Genomic DNA, 23,871 nt, shown 5'->3' on the forward strand with positions numbered 1-23,871 from the left:
GTGCCAGAATCAGAAGCAGGTCTCGAGGTTTTCCAAGACCCGCAAGTGCTCGTCCACCAACAACCCGGTGCGCCACTTGTCGAACGTCAGGCATGGGTGGGAGGTGCCGAAGGAGAGGATGTCCCCCACCCGCAGCTGTACCCCAGGGGCGATGGTCAGGAACGCATGCTGGTCCATCACCGCGGTGACCTTGCAGCCACTGACGTCATCCCCTGCACTCGCCTCGGCCCCGGCCCGGTAGCGCCGCAACGGCAGCGGCAGGCCGGCGTCATAGGCCACGTCGCGCTTGCCCAGAGCCACCACCGCGAACCCCGGCTCCGGCAGCGACTGCACATGGGCCCAGACTTCCATCGCCGGGCGCAGGCCTTCGTCCAGGTCGCTGCGTCGGTCCAGCACGCAGCACTGGGCCTCTTTGTAGATCCCATGGTCATGAGCCACATAACTGCCCGGGCGCAGCACGCTGAGGAACCGGCCCTTGGCGTTATGGGTCTTAAAAGACTCGGCGATCAGGTCGTACCAGGCCGAGCCCGAAGCGGTGATGATCGGCCGCTCGATGGCGAACAGGCCGTCGTCTTGCAGGTCCACCGCCAGGCGCACCAGGGAGTCGGCGAATTGGCGAATGCCCGCTACCGCCTGGTCGCCATGGATCACCCCTTCGTAGCCTTCGATCCCGCACAGGGCCAGCGCCGGCTGGGCCTTGATCGCCCGGGCCAGTTCCACGACCTCCTGCTCGCTGCGACAGCCACAGCGCCCGCCCACCACGCCGTACTCGATCATCACCTTGAGGGTGACGCCGCGCTGGGCAAAAAACGCCCCCAGGTCGGCGACGTTGTCCGGGTGATCGACCATGCAATAGAAGTCGAAATCCCCAGCGGCCAGCAACTCGGCCACCAGCGCCATGTTCGGCGCGCCCACCAGTTGGTTGGCCATCAGCACCCGGCGCACGCCATGGGCATAGGCCGCCCGCGCCTGCACGGCGGTGGCCAGGGTGATGCCCCAGGCGCCGGCGTCCAATTGCCGCTGGAACAACCCCGGCATCATGCTGGTCTTGCCATGGGGGGCCAGCTCGGCGCCACTGGCGCTGACGAATGCCTGCATCCAGCGGATGTTGTGTTCCAGGGCCTGGCGATGCAGGACCAGGGCCGGCAGGCTGACGTCCTTGAGCAAGCTGGCGCCGGTGGCGGCCGCGCCCTTTTGCACCAGCGGCAGATTCGAAACAGAAGACATGTGGCTACTCCTTGGCAAAGCGGCCAGCGACGGCCGCGGGGTACACGTTAGTCGTTGATCCGCCGGGCCAGGCGATCGGCGCTGTCGAGCAGCACCTGGCGATAGTGGCGGTAGTTGGCCTGGGCATCGGCCCGGGGCGCGACGATGCACAGGGTACAGACGCACACCCCGTGCTCGTCGCGCACCGGCGCGGCAAAACAATGGGTGAAGGTGTCGGCGACGCTGTCGAAAGAGAAGAAACCTTCCTCGCTGGCCTGGCGGATTTCCTTGAGGAAAACCTCCAGCGACAAGCGCTGGCCATCGGGGAGGATGAAGTCCTGCTCGTCGATCAGCTCGACAATCTGCTCATCACTCAAGTGCCCCAGCAGCAAGCGCCCGGACGCGGTCCAGGGAATGGGCGCGTTCTCGCCGATGTCCGAGGAAATGCGAAAGTGCCGCTCGCCCTCCTTCATCAGCGCCACCGTGTACTTGCGCCCATTGAGCAGGCACATCTGCGCGGTTTCGCCGGTCTGGGCGACGATGTCCTGCAGGGCCTGGTCGGCTTCGCGGCTCAGGTCGAAATGCCGCAAGTGCGCCTGGCCGAGAAAGTACAACTGGCGCCCCAGGTACACATGCCCGTCGCGCCCCACCGGCTCCAGGATGCGCCGCTCCAGCAGGGATTCCACCAGCTCGTAGACCGTGGACTTGGGGCTCCCCACGCCCTTGGCGATATCGTTGGGACGCAGCGGCTGGCCGACCTCCTTGAGGAAGTCGAGGATGTCGAACGCCCGGTCCAGGCCCCTGGCCCGGCGCTTGATGTTGTCTTCGCTCATCTTCGAACCATTCCCCAAAGCACTCCCATTCACGCCTCGACTTGCCGCTTGCAGCTAGCCGCTTACCGCTGCTTGTAAGCCACGCAGTCGATCTCGACCTTGCAGTCCACCATCATGCTGGCCTGCACACAGGCCCGGGCAGGCGCGTGTTCGGGCTTGAAGTACTCGGCGAAGACCTTGTTGAAACTCCAGAAATCCCGCGGGTCTTCCAGCCACACGCCAACCCGCACCACATCCTCCAGGCCGTAGCCGGCCTCTTCGAGAATGGCCACCAGGTTGCGCAGGGTCTGATGGGTCTGCTCAACAATGCCGCCATGGATGATTTCGCCATCCAGCGCCGGCACCTGGCCGGACACATGCAACCAGCCATCGGCCTCCACGGCGCGGGCGAAAGGACGCGGCTGGCCACCGCCTGCGGTGCTGCCAGTGCCGTAACGGGTAATGCTCATGGGGTTTCTCCTGGTTGAAGGTGGCCATCCACGACCACGCCTGAGAGCTCCGGAACCCATCGCAGCAGCGACAGATCCCAAGTTAAATTCCGCTATAACGGAACTTAAATCGTAACAACGGAATATTTACGAAGTCTGCCACACAAACCAACGGCGACAACAGAGGAAAATCGAACGCGCCCTCTCGGCCCCTGTTGCCGCTGTCGAGCCTGGGCGAGGCTGCGACAAGGGCCAAAGGACCTTCAGCGGATTGACGATCCCAGCGGCCGCTGCGCGCCCGTGCGCAGCCTGCGACAGCGGCTACACAAGGCGATGCCAGGGCTTTCGCTCTGCTTAGATTTGCTTTGGCTTTTGATCCTGAGGGCCCCGTTAACCACGATGGCCGAACGCAGGCCTTGAGCCGTGGGTGACCCGGCAGGACGCCGGGTTAGCCGCATTGGCTATGGATCAATGCCGGAGAGAGGGCATGTCGAGCCTAGGCGAGGTACCAAGTGGAGGGACAAGCGTTTTTGCTTACTTTTTTGGCGAAGGCCTCAATCAAAGTCAGAAACGCACAACACCCACCAGAGATTCCGAGCCCCCTGACACACCACATAAGCAGAAGAAATCGTCGATCCCCGGGTCAATTCACACCAATCGAGGCTGTCAAACCGATACACCACAAGCTCGGAAAACGGCGCCGGAAACACGGCCTCCAACGCCTCTCCCACCAACTTCCGAGCATTCGCCAGGCTCAACCCGCGGGTCGAGTGATGACACCCGCCCCGCAGCACCACCGCCAGCAACGAGCCCTCGAACTCGTATCGATTCAACAGGGAAAAAGGCCCGAACTCAGGCTCGACCTGCCCGATCGCCGTCGCCCCGGCGAAGTCGCTGAAACGCTCCAGAAACTCGGCCAATCGCCGCCCCTCACCCAGTACCTTGATGCATGGATCTGGCTTGAAGAAGCTGGAAACCACCTCACCACACTGGGCAAGCACGGCCAGCAGTTCGGCAAGGGGCGGCTTGTCGACGACGAACTCGCTGGCAACGGTAAATGGCGCTACAGCATCGTGCTTCAGACGTTCATCTTGCTTCATGATCAAGCACCCGACTTTGTTCGCAAACAGGCAATCGCCCTAGCGGCTACTGCGCCCTGGGCTTCTGCGACCGCAAATAACCGCAACGGCACCGCTCAGAACGAACAGGCCAGAGGGGGCGACAATGTAGCGGCCGCCTACTTGAACGGCAAATCCGCAAGCCATCGAGCCCCGCGAGCCCACCGCTCTTACGCCTTGAAGGTCAACACCGGCGAAAACCGCGCAATCACCGACACCGTTTGCTCCTCCACCTGGGAACGAATCACCTGCCCGATCTCCTTGTACGCCCCCGGCGCCTCCTCGATCATCCGCTCCTCCTTGGTGGTGATGCACTCCACCCCCTGCAACCCCAGGAACGCCTTGTCCCGCTTGGCCCGCACGATCACGTCGCCACGCGACATCGAACGCCCGGCGCCGTGGCTGGCCGAACGCATCCAGCGCTCGTTGCCCAGGCCGGTCAGCAGGTAGGAATCGTGGCCCATGCTCCCGGGAATCAGCAGCGGCTGCCCGGCATAGGCCGGGGTCGCGCCCTTGCGGTGCACGTTGCCCACCTCCTCGCGCAACACGATGTTGTGCGGCACATCGACAATCAGCGGCGCCTCGATTCCCGCGCCGAACACCTGCCGGGTGCGCTGGCGCACCATCTCGGCGATCAGCGCGCGGTTGGCATCGGCGTAATGCGCAGCACTGTGCATCGCCAGCAGGTACTCGTCGGCCATCTCGCCGAACAGGGCGAAGATCTTCGATTGCGGATGCTTCAGCCCCGCCGGCCACAAGGCCTTGGCCTTGTCCATCCAGCGCCGCCCGACATAGAACCCGACATCCCGCGAGCCGGTGTGGATCATCATCACCACCTGCCCCACCGCCAGGCCGTGGGTAAAGCAGGCCTGGCGATCCACCAGCTCGGTGACCACCTGGATCTCGACGAAGTGATTGCCGCCGCCCAGGGAGCCCAGGCCCGGATCCCGCAAGACCTGCCGCGACCGGTCCTGCAAGGCCTCCGGGCCATAGGCGGCGCGACCACGGGCAAAGGACGATTCATGCAGGCCAGCCAGCTCACGCTGCAACTGAGCAAAATCCGCTCCGGCGAACAAGCCGACCGGGGCCTGCTGCCGGACCTGGGCCCAGAAGTCCCCCAGGCCCGCCTCGAACAACGCGCTCATGGCTTGCGGGCTGGTGGGAATGTTGCGCGTGCCTTCCAACAGGTCGCCACGCACCAGGGCGGTCCACTTGGCCTTCTGCGCCATGAACTGCTCGTAGTCCAGGCCCAACTTGTGCAGGCGCATGCCACAGTTGATATCGGTGCCAATGGCCTGGGGCACCACCAGGTCATGACTGGTGACGATCACGCTGCCCACCGGAATCGAACTGCCGGTGTGGAAGTCCGGCGTGGCGCACGCGCACTTGACCTCGCCGCCATGGGGGTGGGCAACCCGGGCGAAATCCATGAGTTGGGTGATGGCCTTCTCTTCGATGGCAAAACCTTCGGGCAACAGCAAATCCGCCTTGAGCCCGGCGTCATTGATCGAGGAGATGGAAAGGGAATTGGAATTCAGGCGTTCGATGGCCACCCCGGAACGGGCGAGCTTGTGCTGAATTCTCTTGAACGGTACTTGGGTCATATTCGACTGCTTTTTTGGACGCAACAAAACAACCACCCTTTTGGTGGCTGGAATTGTCTGGTCAGCAGCGAAACTTAGACGGCGCGTATGGTGAACAGCGCCAGGCCGGATGTAAATAGTGTCGAGCAAATATTTGCCAGCATGGTGGCCGACTTTCAGCCAGGTCGGTCCACCGGCAGATGAGAGGCCAAGCCAGCCTCGATGACCGCGAACAACTGGCGCAGCAGGTCGTCACCGGCCACCGACGTTGCGTAGAGGTAGTCACCGCTCCAGTGGTCCCAACCCGCCTCGAGCCCCCATCCATCACGGCAGAACGAGGGGTAAATGCCCTCGCCCAATCCCTGGATCACGCTGCCTTGCCGGTTGAAGCCCAGCTCCTGCTCCAGATAACGACAGGCCGTACGCCATGACGCACTGCCATGCTCCCGCGCCCATAGCTGATCGAGCGTTGCAGTGCAGGCCCGCTCCAGCCTACTGGAAACTGTGTTTCGACCAGGTCTTCCAGGGGGTGTACTCCAACTCGAAGAGAAATCGCTGGCCCACCGGCAGCGAGGTCAGGAAAACCGACATCTGTTGCAGATCCAGGGTTGCACAGCGCGCCTCCAGGCGCTGCACCAGACCGGAATCCGGCTTGAAGTCGGGCAGGCGCTCGTCAATGGCGACCCATTCCACCTGGCAGCGCGCTATCTGCCCCTGCTCGCTGACGACGCCGTGGAACCGAGCGATGCCGATGCTATCCAGGCGCTCGCCGACAAACAGCTGCCGCCAGAGATACCGCTCCTGATCCCTGTACTCACGGACCGTTGCGCGGACTCGTTGCTCCTCCATGGGGCGCGACCGGGGGGGCGAGAAAACCATCGGGATCACCACTTGCAGGTTTTCCCCCGGGTCGTTGGAGAACAGTTGTGGCCCAACCCTGGGAAACACCATGTTCCAGCAGATCTCCTCCAGCAGCGGCACCAGCTTGCGGTTGTCCGGAAATCGTTGCAGTGGGTAGTCGGGCAGAGCCTCGGTGGTACAACTGACCACCTCGTTGCGACGGTTGATCACCGCACGCAGTGCCAGCCCGCCGACCCAATCGTCGAAGTGATACCTGTTCACGCCCTGATCCAGGACCTGCTTGAAGTCGGCGCGAAGACTCGCCATCCGATCCTGAGCCTGTTGTTCCTCGCTCTGCACTGAGGAGCTCCTACAGCCAGCGATCATCAGCAGCCCTCCCAGCAGCAGGCTCCCAGCGGCAAACCGCATCAGGCATTCAAAAAGTCGGTAGTGCACGGTTCGCTCCATGGGAAAGTCCAGGCCCCGGGACCTGCAGCAGGTCGCATCATCCAAGGGCCGGGAGCATATAGGCTGGCGCGAAGACACACAAAAGCTGGTTTTCCCGAGCCGATCCCCTCAGGGCTGGCCGCCGTTGACGCCCAGCACCTGCTCCAGGCGCTTGACCTCGGCGTCCGACAGCGGCGGTGCCGCAAGCGCCGCGCTCGGCGGGTCCGAAGCCAGCCGAGCCGGCACCGCAGGCTTGGGCCTGGTTACCCGAGTGCGACTCGAGCTGCTCGAAGGATACAACGCCTCATCCAGGCACTTATCGCGCATACCCTGGCTGGACAGGCCCTGGCAGCCCTTGCCATTGGACAATGCACGAGCACCACAGGTGGCCTTGCTGTCCGGGTCCTGCAGGTCGATGCAGCTCAAGGAGCCAAAGCCATGCCCCAATACAGAAGCCGCGTCTTCTCCATGGGCAATGCTTGTGCATAGCAACAACGGGGTTAAAAACAGTATGGGGCGCATAGATACAAGCCTCCCTGGCGACAGGACACTCCACTGGAGCCCCCTGCCTGAACGAGTGAAGCCTTGTTCTAGCAGTTGAAGATGAAGATTTTCCGCTCCTTGGACACAAAGACCGACCCAATAGCCAGCGAGATGGCATTCTGTCGCCCCTTGTTCGACCCCGGAGGACGTGCCTTGAATCAACGCATCTATCTGATCGGCGCCTCGGGTGCCGGCGTCAGTACCCTGGGCGCGCTCCTGGCACAGCAATTGGGCCTGCCCCATGTCGACGTCGACGAACACTACTGGCACCCCAGCGATCCGCCCTTCCAGCAGGCGCGCCCCGTAGAACAGCGGCTGCTGGGCCTCAAGCAGGCCCTGGAGGACAAGCCCTGGGTACTCTCGGGCTCGATGGACGGCTGGGGCGATGCAATCATCGCGCAAGCCGACTGGGTGTTGTATGTCGATACCCCCACGCCTTTGCGCCTGCAACGCATCCGCTCACGGGAACGACAGCGTTTTGGCCCGCGAATCCTGCCCGGCGGCGACATGCATACCCAGCACCTGGCCTTTCTCGAATGGGCAGCGGCCTACGACGGCGGCTCTCGGGCAGGTCGCAGCCGCCCACGTCACAAGGAATGGCTGGCACGACTGGACCAGCCCCAAGGGCGCATCGAAGGTTCAGGTTCAATGCAACAAATGCTGGACCAGGCATTGGCAATCATCACCGGGCCCTGCTGAGGTCGAATGCGAGCTGGCGTCATCACGGGCCAAGGCATCGCTATTGGACAAAGACTTCCAAGCTCACTGGTTGGGCAAGCGCAAAGATTCGATACGCCACCGGGCGCTCAATGGAACAAAAAAGATACCGCCCAGGCAAAACACGTCAGGACCAACGTCATTCCCATTACATACAACGCCAACGCACGACCCACGGAACCACCTCGCAAAACAGAACACTTGCCCGGCCACCCAACGAGCGGCCAATGGCAGGCATTTTAACAGCGAGCGACATCATATTGACACATTCATACCGCGCTAATTTGAAAGCTCCCGATAAATGGCAATAGCGTCATTTTTATGACGAAAATGTAATAAACAATTGACTCTTGTGCGCCCGGCCGAAGCCTGTCGAAACATCATCTTGCATTTTCCAGACGGTTGGCCCGAACGTCTTTGGAACTTCGATTTGATCCCATTGCCAGACCCCCTCTTTTCTTCGCAACCGCGTGCTTGAGCGATAGCGCGCATTCCGGACCCTGGTTGGACAAGAGTGGATCCCACTGCTTTTATTCAGGATCAGAACCGGTTGCATCACACCCTGGAGGGGTCAATGCCTTTCAAAGTCATGATGGTTTTCGGTACGCGCCCTGAGGCAATCAAAATGGCGCCCCTGGCCCGGGTCCTGCGTCAATGGCCCGGAATCGAGCTGCATATCTGCTCCACCGGGCAGCACCGGGAAATGCTCAGGCAGGTGCTCGACTCCTTCGAGCTGAGTGTCGACGAAGACCTGCAGGTGATGACCCAGGGCCAGTCTCTCAATGGCCTTTCCCAGCAATTGCTGATCAACCTGGATGCCACCTACGAGCGCCTGCAACCGGACATCGTGCTGGTGCACGGCGATACCACCACCAGCTTCATCGCCGCCCTGGCCGCCTTCAACCGCCAGTTGCCCATCGGCCACGTCGAAGCCGGCCTGCGCACCGGCAACCTCAAGGCCCCCTGGCCCGAAGAGGCCAACCGCCGCCTGACCGGCGTGATCGCCGACCTGCACTTCGCCCCCACCGCCAAGTGCGAAGCCAACCTGCTGCGCGAAGGCGTTCCGGAAGCCAACATCGAGATCACCGGCAATACCGTGATCGATGCACTGCTGTGGATGCGCAGCCATCAGGAAGATCTCCACTGGCGCCCTTCTGCCGACTCGCCCCTGGCGGTGCTCGACGACAAGCGGCGCATGGTGCTGATCACCGGCCACCGCCGGGAAAACTTCGGCGATGGCTTCCAGCAGATCTGCGAAGCCCTGGCGGAACTGGGACAGCGCTACCCTGACGTGCAGTTCCTGTATCCGGTGCACCTCAACCCCCAAGTGCAGAACGCGGTCTACCGCCTGCTCTCGGACAAGCCCAACATCTACCTGGTCCCGCCCCAGGACTATCAGCATTTTGTCTGGCTGATGGGACGTTCGTACTTCATTCTCAGCGATTCCGGCGGCGTCCAGGAGGAGGCTCCGGCCATTGGCAAGCCGTTGCTGGTGCTGCGCGACGTCACCGAACGGCCCGCGGTGCTCGAAGGCGGCACCGTGCTGCTGGTGGGTACCGACCGTGAGCGCATCGTGCACCACGCCAGCCAACTGCTGGACGACGACAAGGTCTATGCCCGCATGAGCAGGGTCCACAGCCCCTATGGCGACGGCCATGCCAGCGAACATATCGCCCGCCACTTGAGCACCTGGTTGGAGGCTCAAGCCGCGGGTGGCCCGGCATGAACCTGGCCCTGATCGACGTCTTCATCTACATCCTCTACGGCCTCAAGTACCTGGCCATCACCCTGGCCCTGCTGATGTTCCTGCTGGGCCTGGATGACCTGTTCATTGACCTGGTGTACTGGACCCGCAAGCTGATCCGCCGCTGGCGCATCTATGAGAAGTTCAAGCCGGCGGACGAGGAGCGCCTGTTCGAAACCCCGGAAAAGCCCCTGGCGATCATGGTCCCGGCCTGGAACGAGGTCGGCGTGGTGGGCGAGATGGCTCGCCTGGCTGCCTCCACCATCGACTACCAGAACTACCAGATTTTCGTCGGCACCTACCCCAACGATGCCGAGACCCAGGCCGACGTCGACGCCGTCTGCCAGCACTACCCGAACGTGCACAAGGTGGTCTGCGCCCGCCCCGGCCCCACCAGCAAGGCCGACTGCCTGAACAACATCATCGACGCCATCCTGCGCTTTCAGAACGAGGCGAAGATCGAGTTCGCCGGCTTCATCCTGCATGACGCCGAAGACGTGATCTCGCCCATGGAGTTGCGCCTCTACAACTACCTGCTGCCGAACAAGGACCTGATCCAGATCCCGGTCTATCCCTACGCGCCGGAATGGCAGGGCTTCACCGCCGGGCACTATGTCGATGAGTTCGCCGAGAACCACGGCAAGGACGTGATCGTGCGCGAAGCCCTCACCGGCCAGGTGCCCAGCGCCGGGGTCGGTACCTGCTTCAGTCGCCGGGCCATCGGCGCCCTGCTGGAGGATGGCGACGGTATCGCCTTCGACGTGCAGAGCCTGACCGAGGACTACGACATCGGTTTTCGCCTGAAGCAGAAAGGCATGAAGTGCATCTTCGCCCGCTACTCCATCAACGATCCGAAACTGGCCCTGGACTATGAATGGGTCCCGGGCATGAATCGCCAGTTCGCCCAGGTGATCTGTGTGCGCGAACACTTCCCCCGGGACTGGCAGCACGCTGTCCGGCAAAAGTCGCGGTGGATCGTCGGCATCGTGTTCCAAGGCACCACCAACCTGGGCTGGAGCCGCAAGAACCTGCTCAACTACTTCCTCTGGCGCGATCGCCGCGGGCTGATCGCCTACCTGCTGAGCTTCCTGGTGAACCTGCTGTTCCTGGTGCTGCTGGACATGTGGCTGATCACCGTGCTGTCCCCGGATGCCTGGCACTTCCAGTCGATTCTCGCCGACAGCCCGCTGCTGGCCGCACTGCTCTGGCTCAACGGCCTGATGCTGGTCAACCGCCTGTTCCAGCGAGCCTGGTTCGTCACCCGTTTTTATGGCCTGGGCCAGGGCTTGCTCTCCGCGCCACGGATGATGTGGAGCAACTTCGTCAACTTCTTCGCCAACCTGCGGGCCCTGCGCCAGGTTCTGCAAATGGGTGACTCGCGACGCGTGGCCTGGGACAAGACCACCCATGAGTTTCCTGCCCTGACCAAGGCCCAGCGCACGCCCCTGGGCCATCGCCTGGTGGAAAAGGGCCTGCTCAGCGAAGAGCAGCTCGAAGCCGTCATCACCAGCCCGGTTCGCCGGCGCCTGGGCCGCGAACTGCTGCTGCGCGGCTACATCGACAGCACCCAACTGGTCCAGGAGCTGGCCGCGCAGTTCGAACTGGAGTGGACCCCGCTCAACCCATTCAAACTCGACCCGCAACTGATCGCCGCGGTCCCCCGGCGCATCGCCGTGCAGTACGGCGTGCTACCGCTCAAGGAAGAGGACGGCACGCTGATCCTGGCCTCCGAGGACCCGGTCAGCCAAGTTTCGCTGGGGACCATCAGCCGCCAGCTCAAGCGTCCGGTGAAATGTCGCCTGGCGCCCCAGGGACGGGTGACCCTGGGTATCCGCCACTGGTATCCGGGCAAACACCAGGGCGAGGAAACCCGGCACATGCTCGCCACGCTGGAACGCCATCAGGACGACGAGGCGCTGCTTGAGCGCGTCAGTCACCACCAGGTCCAGATCGGTCGCCTGTTGCAGGTGCACGGCCTGGTGCCACCGAGCCTGTTCAACCAGGCCATGATCGACTACGACGCCGATCGCAGCTCCCTCGGGGAACACCTGATCGAACGCGGCATGATCACTCCCGAGGTCTTGCAACAGGCCCTGGCGGAGCAGGCCGAGGAGCAACAGGCGGCCTACCGTATCGTCGCGGAGGTGGATGCATGAAGAGCCGTACTCCCTGGCTCCTGGGCAGCCTGCTGCTGAGCCTGTCCGGCCTGGCCCTGGCACAGGCCCAGGAACTGACCGAATTCGAGCGTTTTCGCAGCTACCCCTACCTGGATCGCAGCTACCGCGAGGCCCAGAAAGGCAACTGGAAGGAAGTCGAGCGCCTGACCCGCCACCTGCTACAGCAGGTTCCCAGGAACCAGGAAGCCCAAGGCCTGCTGGCCCAGGCCCTGGCCAAGCAGCGACGCTACAAGGACGCCGCCGAAACCATGGACAACGCCCCGCCAGACAGCGAGGCCCTGCTGGACCTGCGCCTGACCTGGATCGAGCAGGACCCGCCCGCCCCGCAGGAGGTGCAACGCTGGCTCGACACGACGCCCATGCCACAGCGCACCCAGCTGTGGCAGGCCTATAGCCTGAGCCTCGCCAAGCACGGTGGGGCCCGTCGGGCCTATGACTGGCTGGCACAATTGCCAGCCAAGGGCGACGACACCGAACTGCGCCAGGCGCGGGCCAACTGGTCCGAGCAGATGAGCAACACCGACGACACCATTGCCCAGCTCGAACCCCTGGCCGCCAGCCGGCAGCTGAACGCCGAAGACTGGCAGCGCCTGGCCAACGCCTACATGCAGCACCTGGACGAAGCCAAGCTGGAAACCCTGCTTGAACAGGCCCCAAGCCCCCAAGCGGCGCACCAGGTGCATCGGGCGATGATCCAGCGGGCCATTGCCCTGGGCCACAACAATCAGGCCCAACGCTGGATCCTGCGCCTGTCGCCGGCCGAGCAGGCCGACCCGGCCATTCGCCTGCAGCACTGGGAACTGGCCCGCGAGGAGAACGACAGCGACACCGTGCGCCGCCTCAGCGACGAACTGCAACGCCCTTGCCTGGAGACCACCGAGTGGCTGTCGCGGCACGATCCGGATGCGGCCCTCAAGCAACTGCGCCAGTGCTCGCCCAACGACGACCCCCAGGCCTGGCTGGTTCTGGCCCAACGCCTGCAAGCCAGCGACCTGCTGCAAAGCCAGCGCCTGCCCGAGCCCTGGGACAGTGCCCGACGCGAACGCCTGGTGGAGGTCTGGCAGAAACAGGGCCAGGGAGCCCAGGCGCTGCAATGGCTGAGCCTGCAACCACAAACCCCGGCCGTACAAAAAAAACGCGCCGAGCTGCTCCAGGCCCTGGGGCGCAAGCGCGAAGCAGGGGAGCTGTGGGAGCGCCAATACCGCCAGAGCGGCAATCTCGCGGCGCTGGACCAGGCCACCTACCTGGCCATGGGCGACGGTCGCCAGGCCCAGGCCCAAGCCCTGCTGGAACAAGCCTACGACCGCCACGGCGGCGCGTTGCCCGCCCCTTTGCTGCAGCGCCTGGCCGGACTCTATGCCGCCACGCCACAGCTGAACCCGCAGCAATTGCAGCGCATGGCAGGCTTGATCAAGCGGGCCGACCCAGCCACCCGCAGCCAGCTATTGGCCCAACTGGCCGAAAACGGGCGCTGCGATGTGGTACAGCAGAGCATTGGCCAGCAGCCCCGGGACGTCGCGCAGTACCGTGCCCTGGGCCGCTGCGCCATGCCTGCGCAACCAGGAGCCGCCGTGGCCTGGTACCAGGCGGCCGAGCGCCTGGGCGATCGTGGCAGCCGCCTGCCCCTGGCCTACGCCCTCGAGGCTGCCGGCGATTCAGCCGCGGCCCTGGCCATCTGGCGCAGCATCCCGGACGCCCAACTGAGCGATAACGCCCGGCTCACGGCCAGCCGCAGCGCCCTCAACGTCGGCGACAACGCCCGCGCCGAGCGCTACTGGCAGCAAAGCAGCAGCCGAGGCGCCAACGAGTGGGCATTGGGCGCGGCGATCGCCGAGCAGCGCCACGACTACCCGACAGCCCTGCAACGCCAGCGCCAGGCACTGACACAGGCACCCGACGCCGGGCACTACTACGCGGCCTCGGTCACCGCACAAAAAGCCGGCGAGCCGGAACAAAGCACCCAATGGCTGGCCGAGGCCGTACGCCAGCAACCGGATAATCCACGCTTTGCTGCCGACTACGGCATGCGCCTGGCCGCCACCGACACCCCGCAACAACGGCGCCTGGCCATTCCCCACCTGCAACAGGCCACCGGTGATTTCCCCGAGGACTATCGCCTGGGCGAAACCCTGGCCTGGCGTTACGCCGAAGTCGAAGACAGCGCCGCCGCCCGTAAGGAGCTGCGCCGGGTCATCGACCTGGAACAGAACCCGGTGGCCGCTGATGACGAGAGTGGCAGCCTGGAAGCGCGCCGCTATCGCCAGCGCCGCGCCCACGAGGCCCTGTCCCGACGCGACAGCGTGACCATCGCCAGTACCTGGTCGCCGGGTGGGGTCTCCACCAACAACAACCTGTTGCCCGATAGCGGGGTCAAGGGCGCTCGGCGCAGCCCGCAGTCGCAGAACGTACAGGTCGCCATGTGGGACCACGCCCTGGGCGAGGAGCCGAGCCGCAACGGCAGCACCCTGTCGGTCTATGGCCGTACTCTGCTGGGTGGCCTGGGACGCTCCTCCTACGCCGAATCGGCCGCAGCCGGGGTCGGCCTGCGCTACAAGCCCTGGGGCAACGCCAACGTCAACTTCTACGGCGAGATCTACAAGCAGAGCCAGTTCGACGACCGCGACAACCATGGCCTGAGCCTGGGCCAGATGCTCGATCCCGGGCGGCTGCTGGACCAGCTCAACGATCATCGCAAGCGCGGCCACACCAGCACCGACTACCTGCTGCGGGCCACTGCCTCGGTCCTCGACCAGGGCCGCTACCGTAACGACTGGCGCATCGACGAAAGCGACTGGGACGAACGCTTCCTCTATCTGGACGCGGCCTGGTGGACCAAGGCCGGCGACCACCAGTGGCTGTCGCGCTACCAGCAGGGCCATGCCTGGAAACTGCCGGTAAGCACCGCGCAGACCATCATGCCCTACGGCTTTCTCGAATTCGCCGCCCAGGACCCCAGCAACGACTGGCGCCAGGACCTGCGTACCGGGCTCGGCCTGCGCTGGCAATACTGGTTCGATGACGACAAATACAACGCCTACCGCTCGCGCCTGACCGTACGCACCGAGTACCAGCAATCCCTCGGCGGCAATCTGTATGAAGGTGGCAACGGCATCCTGGTGGGCGTGGAGCTGAATTTCTGATGAAACGACTGATGTACATCACCCTGCTGTGGCTGGTCCTGGGCCTGCCGGCCCAGGCCGAGGAGCGACTGTTCTACCAGCCCCTGAACAGCGATGCGGCCCTGGGCCGCGAACAGTGGCGCAAGATCTGGCAGGACAGCGCCCGCAACGGCGTAAAGACCCTGATCGTGCAGTGGACCGCCTACGGCGACTCGCATTTCGGCGACGCCCATGGCTGGCTCGCCGACAGCCTGCGCCAGGCCCGCGAACAGGGCCTGCAACTGGTGCTGGGCCTGTACATGGACCCGGCCTACTACCAACGCATCGAGCAACTGGACAGTGCCGGCCTGGAAGCCTACTGGCAGGCTCAGTTGGCCACCTCCCTGGACCGCCAGCGCAAACTGCGCGAAGACTGGCAATTGTCGGTCAGTGGCTGGTACCTGCCCATGGAGCTGGACGACCTGCACTTCCTCGATGCCCAGCGCCGGACCACCCTGCAACGTCAACTCGAGGACTTCGCCCGCCAGCTCGACGCGCCGCTGCACCTGAGCGCGTTCAGCGCCGGGCACCTGGCGCCCCAGGTCAACGGTGCCTGGCTCGGTGATCTGGCGAACGCCGGATTGCAGGTCTGGTGGCAGGACGGTGCCGGTACCGCGCGCCTGTCGCCGCTGGTGCGCGACAGTTACGCCAATGCCCTGCCCTGCGGGGTCGGCATCGTCCGCGAAGCCTTTCGCCAGACCAGCGCCGAAGGCCAGCCGTTTCAGGCCGAGCCGGCCCCCCCTGACACCCTGGCGGCCGGTTGCCATGCCACGGCCGTGTTCTCCCTGCGCTACCGACCCTGGGGCCAGGCCTTGCGCACTCCTTAGCTCACCCAAGGGCCGGCGATGTTCAGGACCATTGAAGAACAGGTACTCAGCCAGGCCGCCCCGGCGGCCTTGAAGAACGAGTTCGCCCAATACGATTTCGAACGCCTGCACAGCTTCTGCATCCTGACCTATATCGCCAGCCTGAGCATCTGGCTGATCTTCGACCTGATCGTCAGCTTTCCCGGCCAGCAGGGCTTCACCTTCCTTTCGCTGGTATTCCTGACATTGCTGGTGATCAACACCATCATCCTGGGCTTCACCCGCAGGGCCCGGCACTTCCAATGGGTCAACCTGCTGTTCGTGCTGGTCATCGCCCTGGCCGTGCGGCTGGTGATCGAAGGCCTGCCCATGGACCTGCACCCGGTCTGGCTGATCCTCGGCGCCTCGAGCATTCTCTACAGCGCCTCGGTGATGCCGTTGCGGCGCTGGTCGTTCTTCGTCGCGGTGCTGATCACCTGGAGCGTACTCAACCCCTACTGGATGACCCGCACCTCGATCACCGAACTCAAGGGCCTGATCGTCCTGGCCTACTCGCTGTTCCTCACCGCACTGACCCTGTACAGCTTCATCACCTTGCGCCAGGCCCGGCTGTACAACTACATCATGGCCAAGCGCTTGCTGGAGCAGGCCTATGTCGACGCCCTGACCGAGATACCCAACCGCCGCTCGTTCATGGCCCGCGCCGGCCAGCGCATCAAGGCACAGCCTCGCGAGCCCGAGCATTACCTGGCAATGATCGACATCGACAACTTCAAGAGGATCAACGACCGGTACGGGCACGATATTGGCGACGAGGTGCTCAAACGCATCGCCGCTGACATCCAGTCGGTCATGAAGGATTTCGACTACGCCCGGCTGGGGGGCGAGGAGTTCGCCGTCTACCTGTCGGGCGTGCACCACGACCACGTCGAGGCCCTCGCCGCACGCCTATGCCAGGTGGTTCGCGAACAACCGACCCGGCACCCGGCCACCATCAGCATCGGCCTGACCCGGATCGAGGACGATGACAGCCTGAACCAGGCACTGGTCAAGGCCGACCAGGCCCTGTACCAGTCCAAGCACGGCGGCAAGGACCGCTATACCTTCCACCCCTGAGGCCTGCGGCAATGCAGCGCCGCGACCGGTCGGTCAAATAAGATAGACTGCCGCCCTATCTTGTCCAGGCGCCCCCTTGATGCCCCCAGAGCACGCCCCCAAGCCCTATACCCTGCTGGCGATCGACGACGATCCACAATCCTTGATCGTGCTCTCCAAGACCCTGACGGCCGAATACGAAGTGCTGCTGGCCAAGGACAGCGAGCAAGGCCTGGCCCTGGCCCGCAGCGCCGCTCCCGACCTGATCATCCTCGATATCCTGATGCCCGGGATGGATGGGTTCCAGGTGCTCAGCGAGCTCAAGGGCCAGCCGGCGACCGCCGCCATCCCGGTGATTTTCCTGACCTCGCGCAGCAGTGTCGAAGACGAACGCCTGGGCCTGCTGCTGGGCGCCGCCGACTACATCGCCAAGCCGATTTCACCACCGGTGGTACTGGCCCGGGTGGCGGCGCAACTGAGCTATCGCGACAAGCCCCTGCACCGCCCGCAGCCGGTGGCCGAGCCTTCGGCCGGCAGCGACATGCGCGACGGTTTCATCGCCGCCCTGGCCTTGCAGCTGGCGGGCAACCCGAGGATCCGCCTCGATGCGCTGCTCGATGGCCTGTCGATCCTGCTCGACAACAGCACTTGCCAAGGTGAGCCAGCGATGCTGCGCAACGCCGCATGCCTGGCGCTGATGGGGCTCGGCCAAGCGACAGCCATCGGCCCGGCCCTGGCCCACGGCCAAACGCTGATCGAAGAGATCCTCGCCCACGCCAACCCGGAAGACCCCATCCTCAACCTCGCCTGGAACCTCACCCAGGCCCAGGCGCTGTTCCCGGATGGCTCGGCCCAGCCTCTGCCGGCCTCCCTGCCGCTCCCGGCCCGGCTGTTCGCCCTGGCCCTGGACTATCACCTGGAGCTCTTGCAACCAGGCACCGACCTTACCGGTCGGCATGCCCGGGCCATGGCGCGGATGCAGGCACAACCGGGGTTCGAGCAATGCATCGAGCGGGACCCGGAATCACTCTCGGCGGCCTTGTTGAGTTCGTCACAGACCTTTTTCGGCCTTTGAACGGACAGTGAACCTCGCCCATGCCTAACCTCGCTGACCTGGAACTGTTCGTGCTGATTGCCGAACTGCAAGGCCTGTCGCCCGCCGCACGCATTATGTCGATCACCCCGGCCGCCGCCAGCCTGGCGCTCAAGCGTCTGGAGAACCGCCTCGGCGTGCGCCTGTTCACCCGCTCCACGCGCACCCTGAAGCTCACCCCCGAAGGCATGCGCTACCTGGAAAGCGCACAGCACGCGCTGAAGATCCTGGCCAATGGCAAACGCTCGTTGACCCACGACGACGGCATGCTGGAGCTCACGGTGTCTTCCGACCTGGGCCGCAACCTGCTGCTGGACCTGCTCGCCCAGCTCAAGCAGGAACGGCCGCGCCTGTATATCAAGCTGGCCTTGAGCGACAAGGAAGAGGACCTGCTCAAGGGCCGCTTCGACGCCGCGCTGCGTTATGGCAAGAGCCTGGCCCTGGACCTGGTGGAACTGCCGGTACTCAAGCAGCACCACTTCATCGCCTGTGCCGCGCCCGACTACCTGGCCGCACACGGCACGCCCGAGGCACCCGAACAACTGAGCCAGCACGAATGCATCATCTGCCACAGCATCGGCCGGCCGGAGAGCCATTGGCGCTTCCATGCGCCGGGCCAGGTCGAGGACGTGCGGGTACAGGGGCACTTCTGCTGCGACGACGGCGACGCCGCGCGGCGCTGGGCGGTGGCCGGCCACGGTGTGGTCTATCTACCGTTGTTGAACGTGGTCGAGGACCTGTTGGCCGGGCGCCTGCTGCCCCTGCTTCCCGGCTGGCAGGCCGACGCCGCGCCCTTGAGCCTGGTGGTGTCCCATCGCTCGCAAATCACCGAGTCGCTGCGGGCCCTGCACCAGTGCCTGGCGCAACACTGTGCGCAGCGCATGGCGCGTTATCAGGAACTGATCCGGGCCGCCAGCTAGCCCTGGGCCATGCCCCGCTCGACCAACAGTTCATGGGCCTGCCGGAACTCCAGCCGGTAGATCCGCTCCTGCAGCGCGCGCAAGGCAGTGCAGCGGCTCTGCTCGCAGAGTTCATCGATCAGCCCCAGGGCCTGTGCGTTGTGATCGCGCAGCAACTCGGCCAGGCGCTGCAGCTTGAGCCGTTGCTGATGATCCAGCCGCTGGTGCGCCGCTGCCGGCGCAGCCACCCCGGGCAAGTTCGCCAGCTCCGCCAGCAGCGGCTCCAGGCACTGCGCCAACTGCTGGATCGACAGCGCCAGGTCGCCCCCTGCGGTGCACTGCGCCTCCAGGTGCCTGGCGGCCTCGGCCAGGGCCGTGGCGCCGATGTTGCCGGCGGCGCCCTGCAGGCCATGGGCGAGAAAGCCGATGCACTGCAAGTCGCCGGCGGCGTGGGCCGACCACAAGCGCTGGAGGGTTGGCCGCTGGTCATCGCGAAAATCCGCCAGCAGCTTGTGGTGCAGCGCCAGATCCTGGTTCACCACCGCCATGCCCAGCGCCGAATCGATGCCCGCATGATCCGGCGCGGGAACAGCCCCGGGCAACTCGCGCGCAAGCGCCTGCAGCGGCAACTCCCGGCGCTTGATCCAGCGCACCAGGGTCCGGTAGAACGCCATGACCTCCAGGGGCTTGCTCACCAGGTCATCCATGCCGGCAGCCATGACCCGGCCCTGGACATCGGCCTGGCTGCTGGCGGTCACCGCAATGATCGGCAGCGAACGCAGGTGGGCGTAACCGCGGATCTTGCGCGTGGTGCCATACCCGTCCATGACCGGCATCTGGCAGTCCATCAGCACCGCGTCGAAATGTGCGTCCTCAAGCAGTAGCCCCAAGGCCTCGGCACCGTTGGCAGCCAGCACCACCCGAGCCCCGGCACGCTGCAACAGGCCCTGCAACACATCCTGGTTCAGGCGATTGTCCTCGACCACCAGCACCCGCGATCCCGCCAGCAGTTGTCCGTGCTCGTTGTCCCTGAACAGCACCGCCGCGGGGCTCACCGAGGGCGCTGGCAATTGCACCTGCGCCGCTCGGGGCAGGATCAACTGCACATTGAACTTGAATACCGCCCCCTGCCCCGGCGTGCTGCGTACCCAGATATCGCCCTGCATCATCTGCACGAGCTTCTTCGCGATGGTCAGCCCCAGGCCACTGCCGCCGTAGCGCCGGCTGATGGAGCGGTCCGCCTGGACGAAGGCATCGAACAAGCGCAGCTGTTGCTCCTGGCTGATGCCCACACCGCTGTCGGTGACGCTGAAGCACAACAGCACCTTGTCGTCCCATTGGCGCACCAGGCACACACCGATACAGACATCGCCGACCTCGGTGAACTTGATCGAGTTGTCCACCAGGTTGGTCAGCACCTGGGCCAGGCGCGCGGGGTCGCCGAGGTAACAACGCGGCAGCGCGGCCGGAATGTCCAGGCGCAGTTGCAGCGCCTTCTCTTGCGCACGCTGGCGCACCAGCAGCAAGACATCGTCCACCAACTGCCGCAGGTCGAAGCAGACCTGCTCCAGGCCAAGCTTGCCGGCTTCGATCTTCGACAGATCGAGCACGCTGTTGATGGTGCCCACCAGGTGCCTGGCGGCGCGGTCGATCTTCTCGATGCAGTCGCGCTGCGCCCGCTCCAGGGGCATGTCCTGCACCAGGTGGGCCATGCCGATGATGGCGTTCAGCGGGGTGCGGATCTCATGGGACATGCTGTCGAGGAATTCCGACTTGGCCTGGGTGGCCAGCTCGGCATCGCGCCGCGCGCGCTGGACCAGGGCTTCGGCCGCCTTGCGCTCGCTGATGTCGAAGATCACCCCGTCCAGGTACTGCGGTACGCCATCCACGACGATGGTCTGGCCCTTGTCATAGACCCAGCGCACCTCCTGGCTGGCGGTGATGATCCGGTACTCCAGCATGTAGCTGGCATGGCCCAGGCAACGGTCGAATGCTTCCAGGTCATCGGGGTGGACCCGCTCGCGATAACTGTGCCCGGCCAGGAAATGCGCCGCCGTGAAACCACAGAGGCCGTCGATGGCATCGCTGACGAACACCATGGTCCGCGCGGCATCCGGCAGGCTGCGAAACACCACCCCGGGAATGTTGGCGATCATCGATTGCAGCTTGCCCTGGCTGTCGACGATCGACTGCTGCACTTGCACTGCCTCGCTGATGTCCTGCAAGACCCCGGTGACCCGGATCGGTGCGCCAGTGGCATCGCGCTGCATGACCCTGCCGATGTCCAGCACCCACAACCAGCGCCCGCTCTTGCTGCGCATGCGGTACTCGGCACGGTACTCGGGCGCTTCGCCGTCCAGGTGCGCCTGGAGCCGGGCCAGCACCGGCCCATGGTCCTGGGGATGGACCAGGCAGGCCCAGCGGTCCAGGCCATGGCCGAAGGCCTGGTCCAGTTCTTCCTTGCTGTAGCCGAGGATCCGCAACCAGACATCGTTGTTGATGACGATGCCCTGGCTGACATTCCAATCCCACAGCCCCAGCGCCCCGCTTTGCAGGGCCAGGTCCAGGCGCCGTTCGCTCTGCTCGATCCGCGCCAGGTCGGCCTTGTGCCGCCTGGCATCGCCCAGGCGCCGCACGCCGCCCCACAGCAACAACAGGAACACTGCGGCGCTCACACCCTCGATCAGCAGCACTTGCCCCACCGGCAGCACCCCGTCCAGATCGCCCAGGGTGACCAGGGTCCAGGGACCGCTGGGGTCGTTCCAATCGAACTCGACCCGGGACAGGCTGTAGCGTCGCCCATCCAGCTTGACCAGGGGCTCGTGGACATCGAATGGCAGGCGTTCGGGAACACCGTGGGCGAATGGGTAATCGCCGAACTGGCCAGCGGACTGCGTATTGAAGTCGGATAACGACCAGGCGCGGTCAGCCTTGAGCAGGAACTCTGGAGCGCTGGCGGCCACTACCACCCCACCGGGCGACAGCAGCATCTTCAGGTCGTCGCCATACTGCTTGCCCAGGCGGGCATCGAGCTGCTCGCCGTCGAAACGCACCACCAGCGCCCCGATCACCCGGTCCTGGCGGGTGCGCGACTCATAGACCGGAACCGCCATGTAGAACATCCGCGTACCGGTGCTGCGGCTGATCGCGCCATAGACACTGCTGCCCCCCGCCAGCGCCACCTTGAAGTAGGGCCGGAAGGCCACGTTCAACCCCAGCGGCGCCTGGCCCTGGTGATCATGGGCGGCCACCACCACGCCGTCCCGGTCAAGGACGAAGGCGTGATTGGCGCCCAGCACCATGGTCAGCGCCTTGAGCGGGATAGCCGCGCGCTCCAGCAGCTCGGCGCGGGGCTCGCGCTCCAGGATCACCTGCTTCAGCGAGGGGGTATGACGCCCGAGAATGGACAAGGCGCCAATGGCAAAGCCATCGGACTTCCATTGCTGCAGGTCCGCCGCGTACTCCCGGGCCTGCATCTGGCTGCCGGCCCGGTAGACGTCCTCGACCTGCAGGCGATAACCGTTGCCCAGAACCACGGCGGCAGCGACCGCGAGCACCACGCCCAGTGCATAGCAACAGCCCCTGTGGCTGTCGAAGAAGTTGGTCAACCTGTGCAACACCTCGCCCCTCTACCCCATGAACCCGTATCTGCTGGACCTGTGCCTGGCGAACCTGTACCTGGCGTCCGGCCCATGACCTCAGCGCGCCGCCAGCCGGCGTGGAAACTCCGGCGGCAAGAAATCGCGGTCAGGATCGTAGTCGGCCTTGAGGTAATCACAAAGCGCCTTGAGGTCCTCGGGCGACAAGGTTCCCGCCGCTTGCTTGAGCCGCAGGGTGTCGAGAATGTAGTCGTAGCGGCTGTCGTTGTACTGGCGCACGGCGTTGTACAACTGGCGCTGGGCTTCCAGCACATCGACGATGTTGCGCGTGCCGACCTGCAAGCCCAGCTGCGAAGCCAGCACCGCGCCCTGGTTGGAAATGATCGATTGGCGCCGGGCCCGGACCTGGTCGGCCCCGCTGTTGAGGCCGCGATGCAGGTTGCGGGTCTGCTCCACCACCTGGCGCCGCAGGTTGTCGTTGAGGGACTCGCGCTGGCTCATCCGCTGGTAGGCCTCGCGCACCTGGGAGGAGGTCTGGCCGCCACTGAACAACGGAATGTTCAATTGCAGGCCGACGGAACGCTGCTGGACATCGCCACCGTAGCCACTGCCACGGATATCGCTGTTGCCATAACCCAGGTTGTCGTTGTCGCCCACCTGGTAACGCAGCACCGCGTCCAGGGTCGGAGCGTGCCCGGCCTTGCGCGCCTTGAGGGTCTGCTGCGTCGCCTCCAGGGCGTACTGGCTGGCCTGCAAGGTGAGGTTCTGGCGTACCGCACTGTCGACCCAGCGCCGGGCGTCGTTGGGCTCGGGCAGCAGCACCGGCATGTCGTGCCGCAGGCCCTGGAGGGCCGGGTATTGCTGGTGCGTCAAGGTGTCCAGGGCCTCGAAGGCATCGTCGGTACGCTTGCGCGCAACAATCCGGTTGGCCTGCGCGGTGTCATGCCCGGCCTCGGCCTGGAGCACATCGGTGCGGTCCGACAGGCCCAGTTGCAAGCCCCTCTGGGCCAGCGCCAGCTGGCGCTTGAGCGCCGCCTCTTCGGCGGTGGCTGCGGCCAGGGCGTCCTGGGCCTTGAGCAGGCCGAAATAGGCCTGGGCGCTGTCGAGCATCAGTTTCTGCTCGGCCGCCGCCAGCTCCAGCATGGCCTGCTGGTCCTCGGCCTCGGCGGCCTTGAGGCCGAACCAGCGCTCGGCACGGAACACCGGCTGGTTCAGCACCGCCTGGTAGCTGGTGCCACTGCGCCGGGTGGCTTGCCGCGGCTGTTGCAGCGAGGTGCTGGTGCCGTTGTGCTCGGCGCTGGCCGACAGCGTAGGCAACAGCCCGGCACGGGCCTGGGGCACCGCCTCGGCACGGGCAGCCTGGTCGGCACGGGCCGCAGCCAGTTCGCTGTTGTTGTGCCGGGCATCCTGGTACACCCGCCACAGATCGCTGGGCATGGCCTGGGGCTCTGTCGCCCGGACCAGGCCGGCGAACGGCGACAACAGGATGAGCAAGCAGCCGGCCAGGGCTCGCGGCGATAAATGCATGGATTCGGTCATGGTCTGTTCTACGTAGGGAAAATCATTCGGCCGTAGCCGGGAAATG

Annotated in this window: 18 protein-coding genes; 8 read left to right on the forward strand and 10 right to left on the reverse strand. The window is 64.9% G+C overall.

Going from position 1 to position 23,871, the window contains the following annotated elements; translation table 11 throughout:
• Window positions 1-9: 9 nt before the first annotated feature.
• The 8 genes from ATY02_RS23085 to ATY02_RS23120 form a co-directional block, all read right to left on the reverse strand.
• On the reverse strand, window positions 10-1,227 hold the full coding sequence (locus ATY02_RS23085; RefSeq protein ID WP_068581252.1) for an amino acid deaminase: 1,218 nt from the start codon (window positions 1,225-1,227) through the stop codon (window positions 10-12).
• 47 nt (window positions 1,228-1,274) lie between these two features.
• Window positions 1,275-2,039, reverse strand: coding sequence for an IclR family transcriptional regulator (locus tag ATY02_RS23090; RefSeq protein ID WP_068581255.1), 765 nt, complete (start codon window positions 2,037-2,039; stop codon window positions 1,275-1,277).
• 62 nt (window positions 2,040-2,101) lie between these two features.
• Entirely contained in the window at window positions 2,102-2,488 is a 387-nt protein-coding gene (locus ATY02_RS23095; RefSeq protein ID WP_068581257.1) for a RidA family protein, read from the reverse strand.
• A gap of 533 nt (window positions 2,489-3,021) precedes the next feature.
• Window positions 3,022-3,567, reverse strand: coding sequence for a hypothetical protein (locus ATY02_RS23100; protein WP_068581260.1), 546 nt, complete (start codon window positions 3,565-3,567; stop codon window positions 3,022-3,024).
• A gap of 188 nt (window positions 3,568-3,755) precedes the next feature.
• Entirely contained in the window at window positions 3,756-5,189 is a 1,434-nt protein-coding gene (locus ATY02_RS23105) for an RtcB family protein (protein ID WP_068581262.1), read from the reverse strand.
• A gap of 155 nt (window positions 5,190-5,344) precedes the next feature.
• Window positions 5,345-5,539: a hypothetical protein gene (locus tag ATY02_RS23110; RefSeq protein ID WP_068581264.1), complete on the reverse strand. Its 195-nt coding sequence runs from the start codon at window positions 5,537-5,539 to the stop codon at window positions 5,345-5,347.
• A 121-nt stretch (window positions 5,540-5,660) separates the two neighbouring features.
• The gene (locus tag ATY02_RS23115) at window positions 5,661-6,335 is read right to left on the reverse strand and encodes a hypothetical protein (RefSeq protein WP_141698235.1); all 675 of its coding nucleotides are present in this window, start codon (window positions 6,333-6,335) and stop codon (window positions 5,661-5,663) included.
• 249 nt (window positions 6,336-6,584) lie between these two features.
• A complete protein-coding gene (locus ATY02_RS23120) occupies window positions 6,585-6,881 on the reverse strand; it encodes a hypothetical protein (RefSeq protein WP_228022215.1) in 297 nt (98 codons plus the stop codon).
• A 270-nt stretch (window positions 6,882-7,151) separates the two neighbouring features.
• On the opposite strand from ATY02_RS23120, the gene ATY02_RS23125 reads away from it, so the two are divergent.
• From ATY02_RS23125 to ATY02_RS23160, 8 genes are all read left to right on the forward strand, one after another.
• Window positions 7,152-7,697: an adenylate kinase gene (locus ATY02_RS23125; protein ID WP_083235750.1), complete on the forward strand. Its 546-nt coding sequence runs from the start codon at window positions 7,152-7,154 to the stop codon at window positions 7,695-7,697.
• 592 nt (window positions 7,698-8,289) lie between these two features.
• The gene (wecB, locus tag ATY02_RS23130; protein ID WP_068581272.1) at window positions 8,290-9,441 is read left to right on the forward strand and encodes a non-hydrolyzing UDP-N-acetylglucosamine 2-epimerase; all 1,152 of its coding nucleotides are present in this window, start codon (window positions 8,290-8,292) and stop codon (window positions 9,439-9,441) included.
• Window positions 9,438-11,615, forward strand: a complete 2,178-nt coding sequence (gene nrfB / locus ATY02_RS23135) for a cyclic di-3',5'-guanylate-activated glycosyltransferase NrfB (protein WP_068581275.1) — start codon at window positions 9,438-9,440, stop codon at window positions 11,613-11,615. Before wecB ends, nrfB begins: the two co-directional genes overlap by 4 nt.
• Window positions 11,612-14,776 carry an NfrA family protein gene (locus ATY02_RS23140; RefSeq protein WP_068581278.1) on the forward strand — a complete coding sequence of 1,055 codons (3,165 nt, stop codon included), beginning with the start codon at window positions 11,612-11,614 and terminating at the stop codon, window positions 14,774-14,776. The genes nrfB and ATY02_RS23140 overlap by 4 nt, the downstream gene beginning before the upstream one ends.
• Window positions 14,776-15,621 carry a DUF4434 family protein gene (locus ATY02_RS23145; protein ID WP_068581281.1) on the forward strand — a complete coding sequence of 282 codons (846 nt, stop codon included), beginning with the start codon at window positions 14,776-14,778 and terminating at the stop codon, window positions 15,619-15,621. The genes ATY02_RS23140 and ATY02_RS23145 overlap by 1 nt, the downstream gene beginning before the upstream one ends.
• Window positions 15,622-15,639: 18 nt before the next feature.
• Complete coding sequence (locus ATY02_RS23150; RefSeq protein WP_068581284.1) at window positions 15,640-16,716, forward strand: GGDEF domain-containing protein; 1,077 nt, start codon at window positions 15,640-15,642, stop codon at window positions 16,714-16,716.
• Window positions 16,717-16,795: 79 nt separating this feature from the next.
• A complete protein-coding gene (locus tag ATY02_RS23155; protein WP_068581287.1) occupies window positions 16,796-17,770 on the forward strand; it encodes a response regulator transcription factor in 975 nt (324 codons plus the stop codon).
• Window positions 17,771-17,790: 20 nt separating this feature from the next.
• Complete coding sequence (locus tag ATY02_RS23160) at window positions 17,791-18,708, forward strand: LysR family transcriptional regulator (protein WP_068581288.1); 918 nt, start codon at window positions 17,791-17,793, stop codon at window positions 18,706-18,708.
• Here ATY02_RS23160 and ATY02_RS23165 read toward each other — a convergent pair.
• A complete protein-coding gene (locus ATY02_RS23165) occupies window positions 18,705-22,304 on the reverse strand; it encodes a PAS domain-containing protein (protein ID WP_228022216.1) in 3,600 nt (1,199 codons plus the stop codon). The two genes, ATY02_RS23160 and ATY02_RS23165, sit on opposite strands and share 4 nt — an antisense overlap.
• Window positions 22,305-22,385: 81 nt before the next feature.
• Window positions 22,386-23,813: a TolC family outer membrane protein gene (locus ATY02_RS23170; RefSeq protein ID WP_141698231.1), complete on the reverse strand. Its 1,428-nt coding sequence runs from the start codon at window positions 23,811-23,813 to the stop codon at window positions 22,386-22,388.
• Window positions 23,814-23,871: the final 58 nt, after the last annotated feature.

This window comes from Pseudomonas sp. BIOMIG1BAC (assembly GCF_001705995.2).
Classification (GTDB): Bacteria; Pseudomonadota; Gammaproteobacteria; order Pseudomonadales; family Pseudomonadaceae; genus Aquipseudomonas; species Aquipseudomonas sessilinigenes.

Excerpts from the sequence above, each read along its gene's own strand:
- ATY02_RS23155 (WP_068581287.1), top strand. The coding sequence starts at position 16,796 with ATGCCCCCAGAGCACGCCCCCAAGCCCTATACCCTGCTGGCGATCGAC.
- ATY02_RS23115 (WP_141698235.1), bottom strand. The coding sequence starts at position 6,335 with ATGGCGAGTCTTCGCGCCGACTTCAAGCAGGTCCTGGATCAGGGCGTG.
- ATY02_RS23145 (WP_068581281.1), top strand. The coding sequence starts at position 14,776 with ATGAAACGACTGATGTACATCACCCTGCTGTGGCTGGTCCTGGGCCTG.
- ATY02_RS23095 (WP_068581257.1), bottom strand. The coding sequence starts at position 2,488 with ATGAGCATTACCCGTTACGGCACTGGCAGCACCGCAGGCGGTGGCCAG.
- ATY02_RS23150 (WP_068581284.1), top strand. The coding sequence starts at position 15,640 with ATGTTCAGGACCATTGAAGAACAGGTACTCAGCCAGGCCGCCCCGGCG.
- ATY02_RS23085 (WP_068581252.1), bottom strand. The coding sequence starts at position 1,227 with ATGTCTTCTGTTTCGAATCTGCCGCTGGTGCAAAAGGGCGCGGCCGCC.
- ATY02_RS23105 (WP_068581262.1), bottom strand. The coding sequence starts at position 5,189 with ATGACCCAAGTACCGTTCAAGAGAATTCAGCACAAGCTCGCCCGTTCC.
- ATY02_RS23140 (WP_068581278.1), top strand. The coding sequence starts at position 11,612 with ATGAAGAGCCGTACTCCCTGGCTCCTGGGCAGCCTGCTGCTGAGCCTG.
- ATY02_RS23090 (WP_068581255.1), bottom strand. The coding sequence starts at position 2,039 with ATGAGCGAAGACAACATCAAGCGCCGGGCCAGGGGCCTGGACCGGGCG.
- ATY02_RS23160 (WP_068581288.1), top strand. The coding sequence starts at position 17,791 with ATGCCTAACCTCGCTGACCTGGAACTGTTCGTGCTGATTGCCGAACTG.
- nrfB (WP_068581275.1), top strand. The coding sequence starts at position 9,438 with ATGAACCTGGCCCTGATCGACGTCTTCATCTACATCCTCTACGGCCTC.
- ATY02_RS23100 (WP_068581260.1), bottom strand. The coding sequence starts at position 3,567 with ATGAAGCAAGATGAACGTCTGAAGCACGATGCTGTAGCGCCATTTACC.
- ATY02_RS23170 (WP_141698231.1), bottom strand. The coding sequence starts at position 23,813 with ATGCATTTATCGCCGCGAGCCCTGGCCGGCTGCTTGCTCATCCTGTTG.
- wecB (WP_068581272.1), top strand. The coding sequence starts at position 8,290 with ATGCCTTTCAAAGTCATGATGGTTTTCGGTACGCGCCCTGAGGCAATC.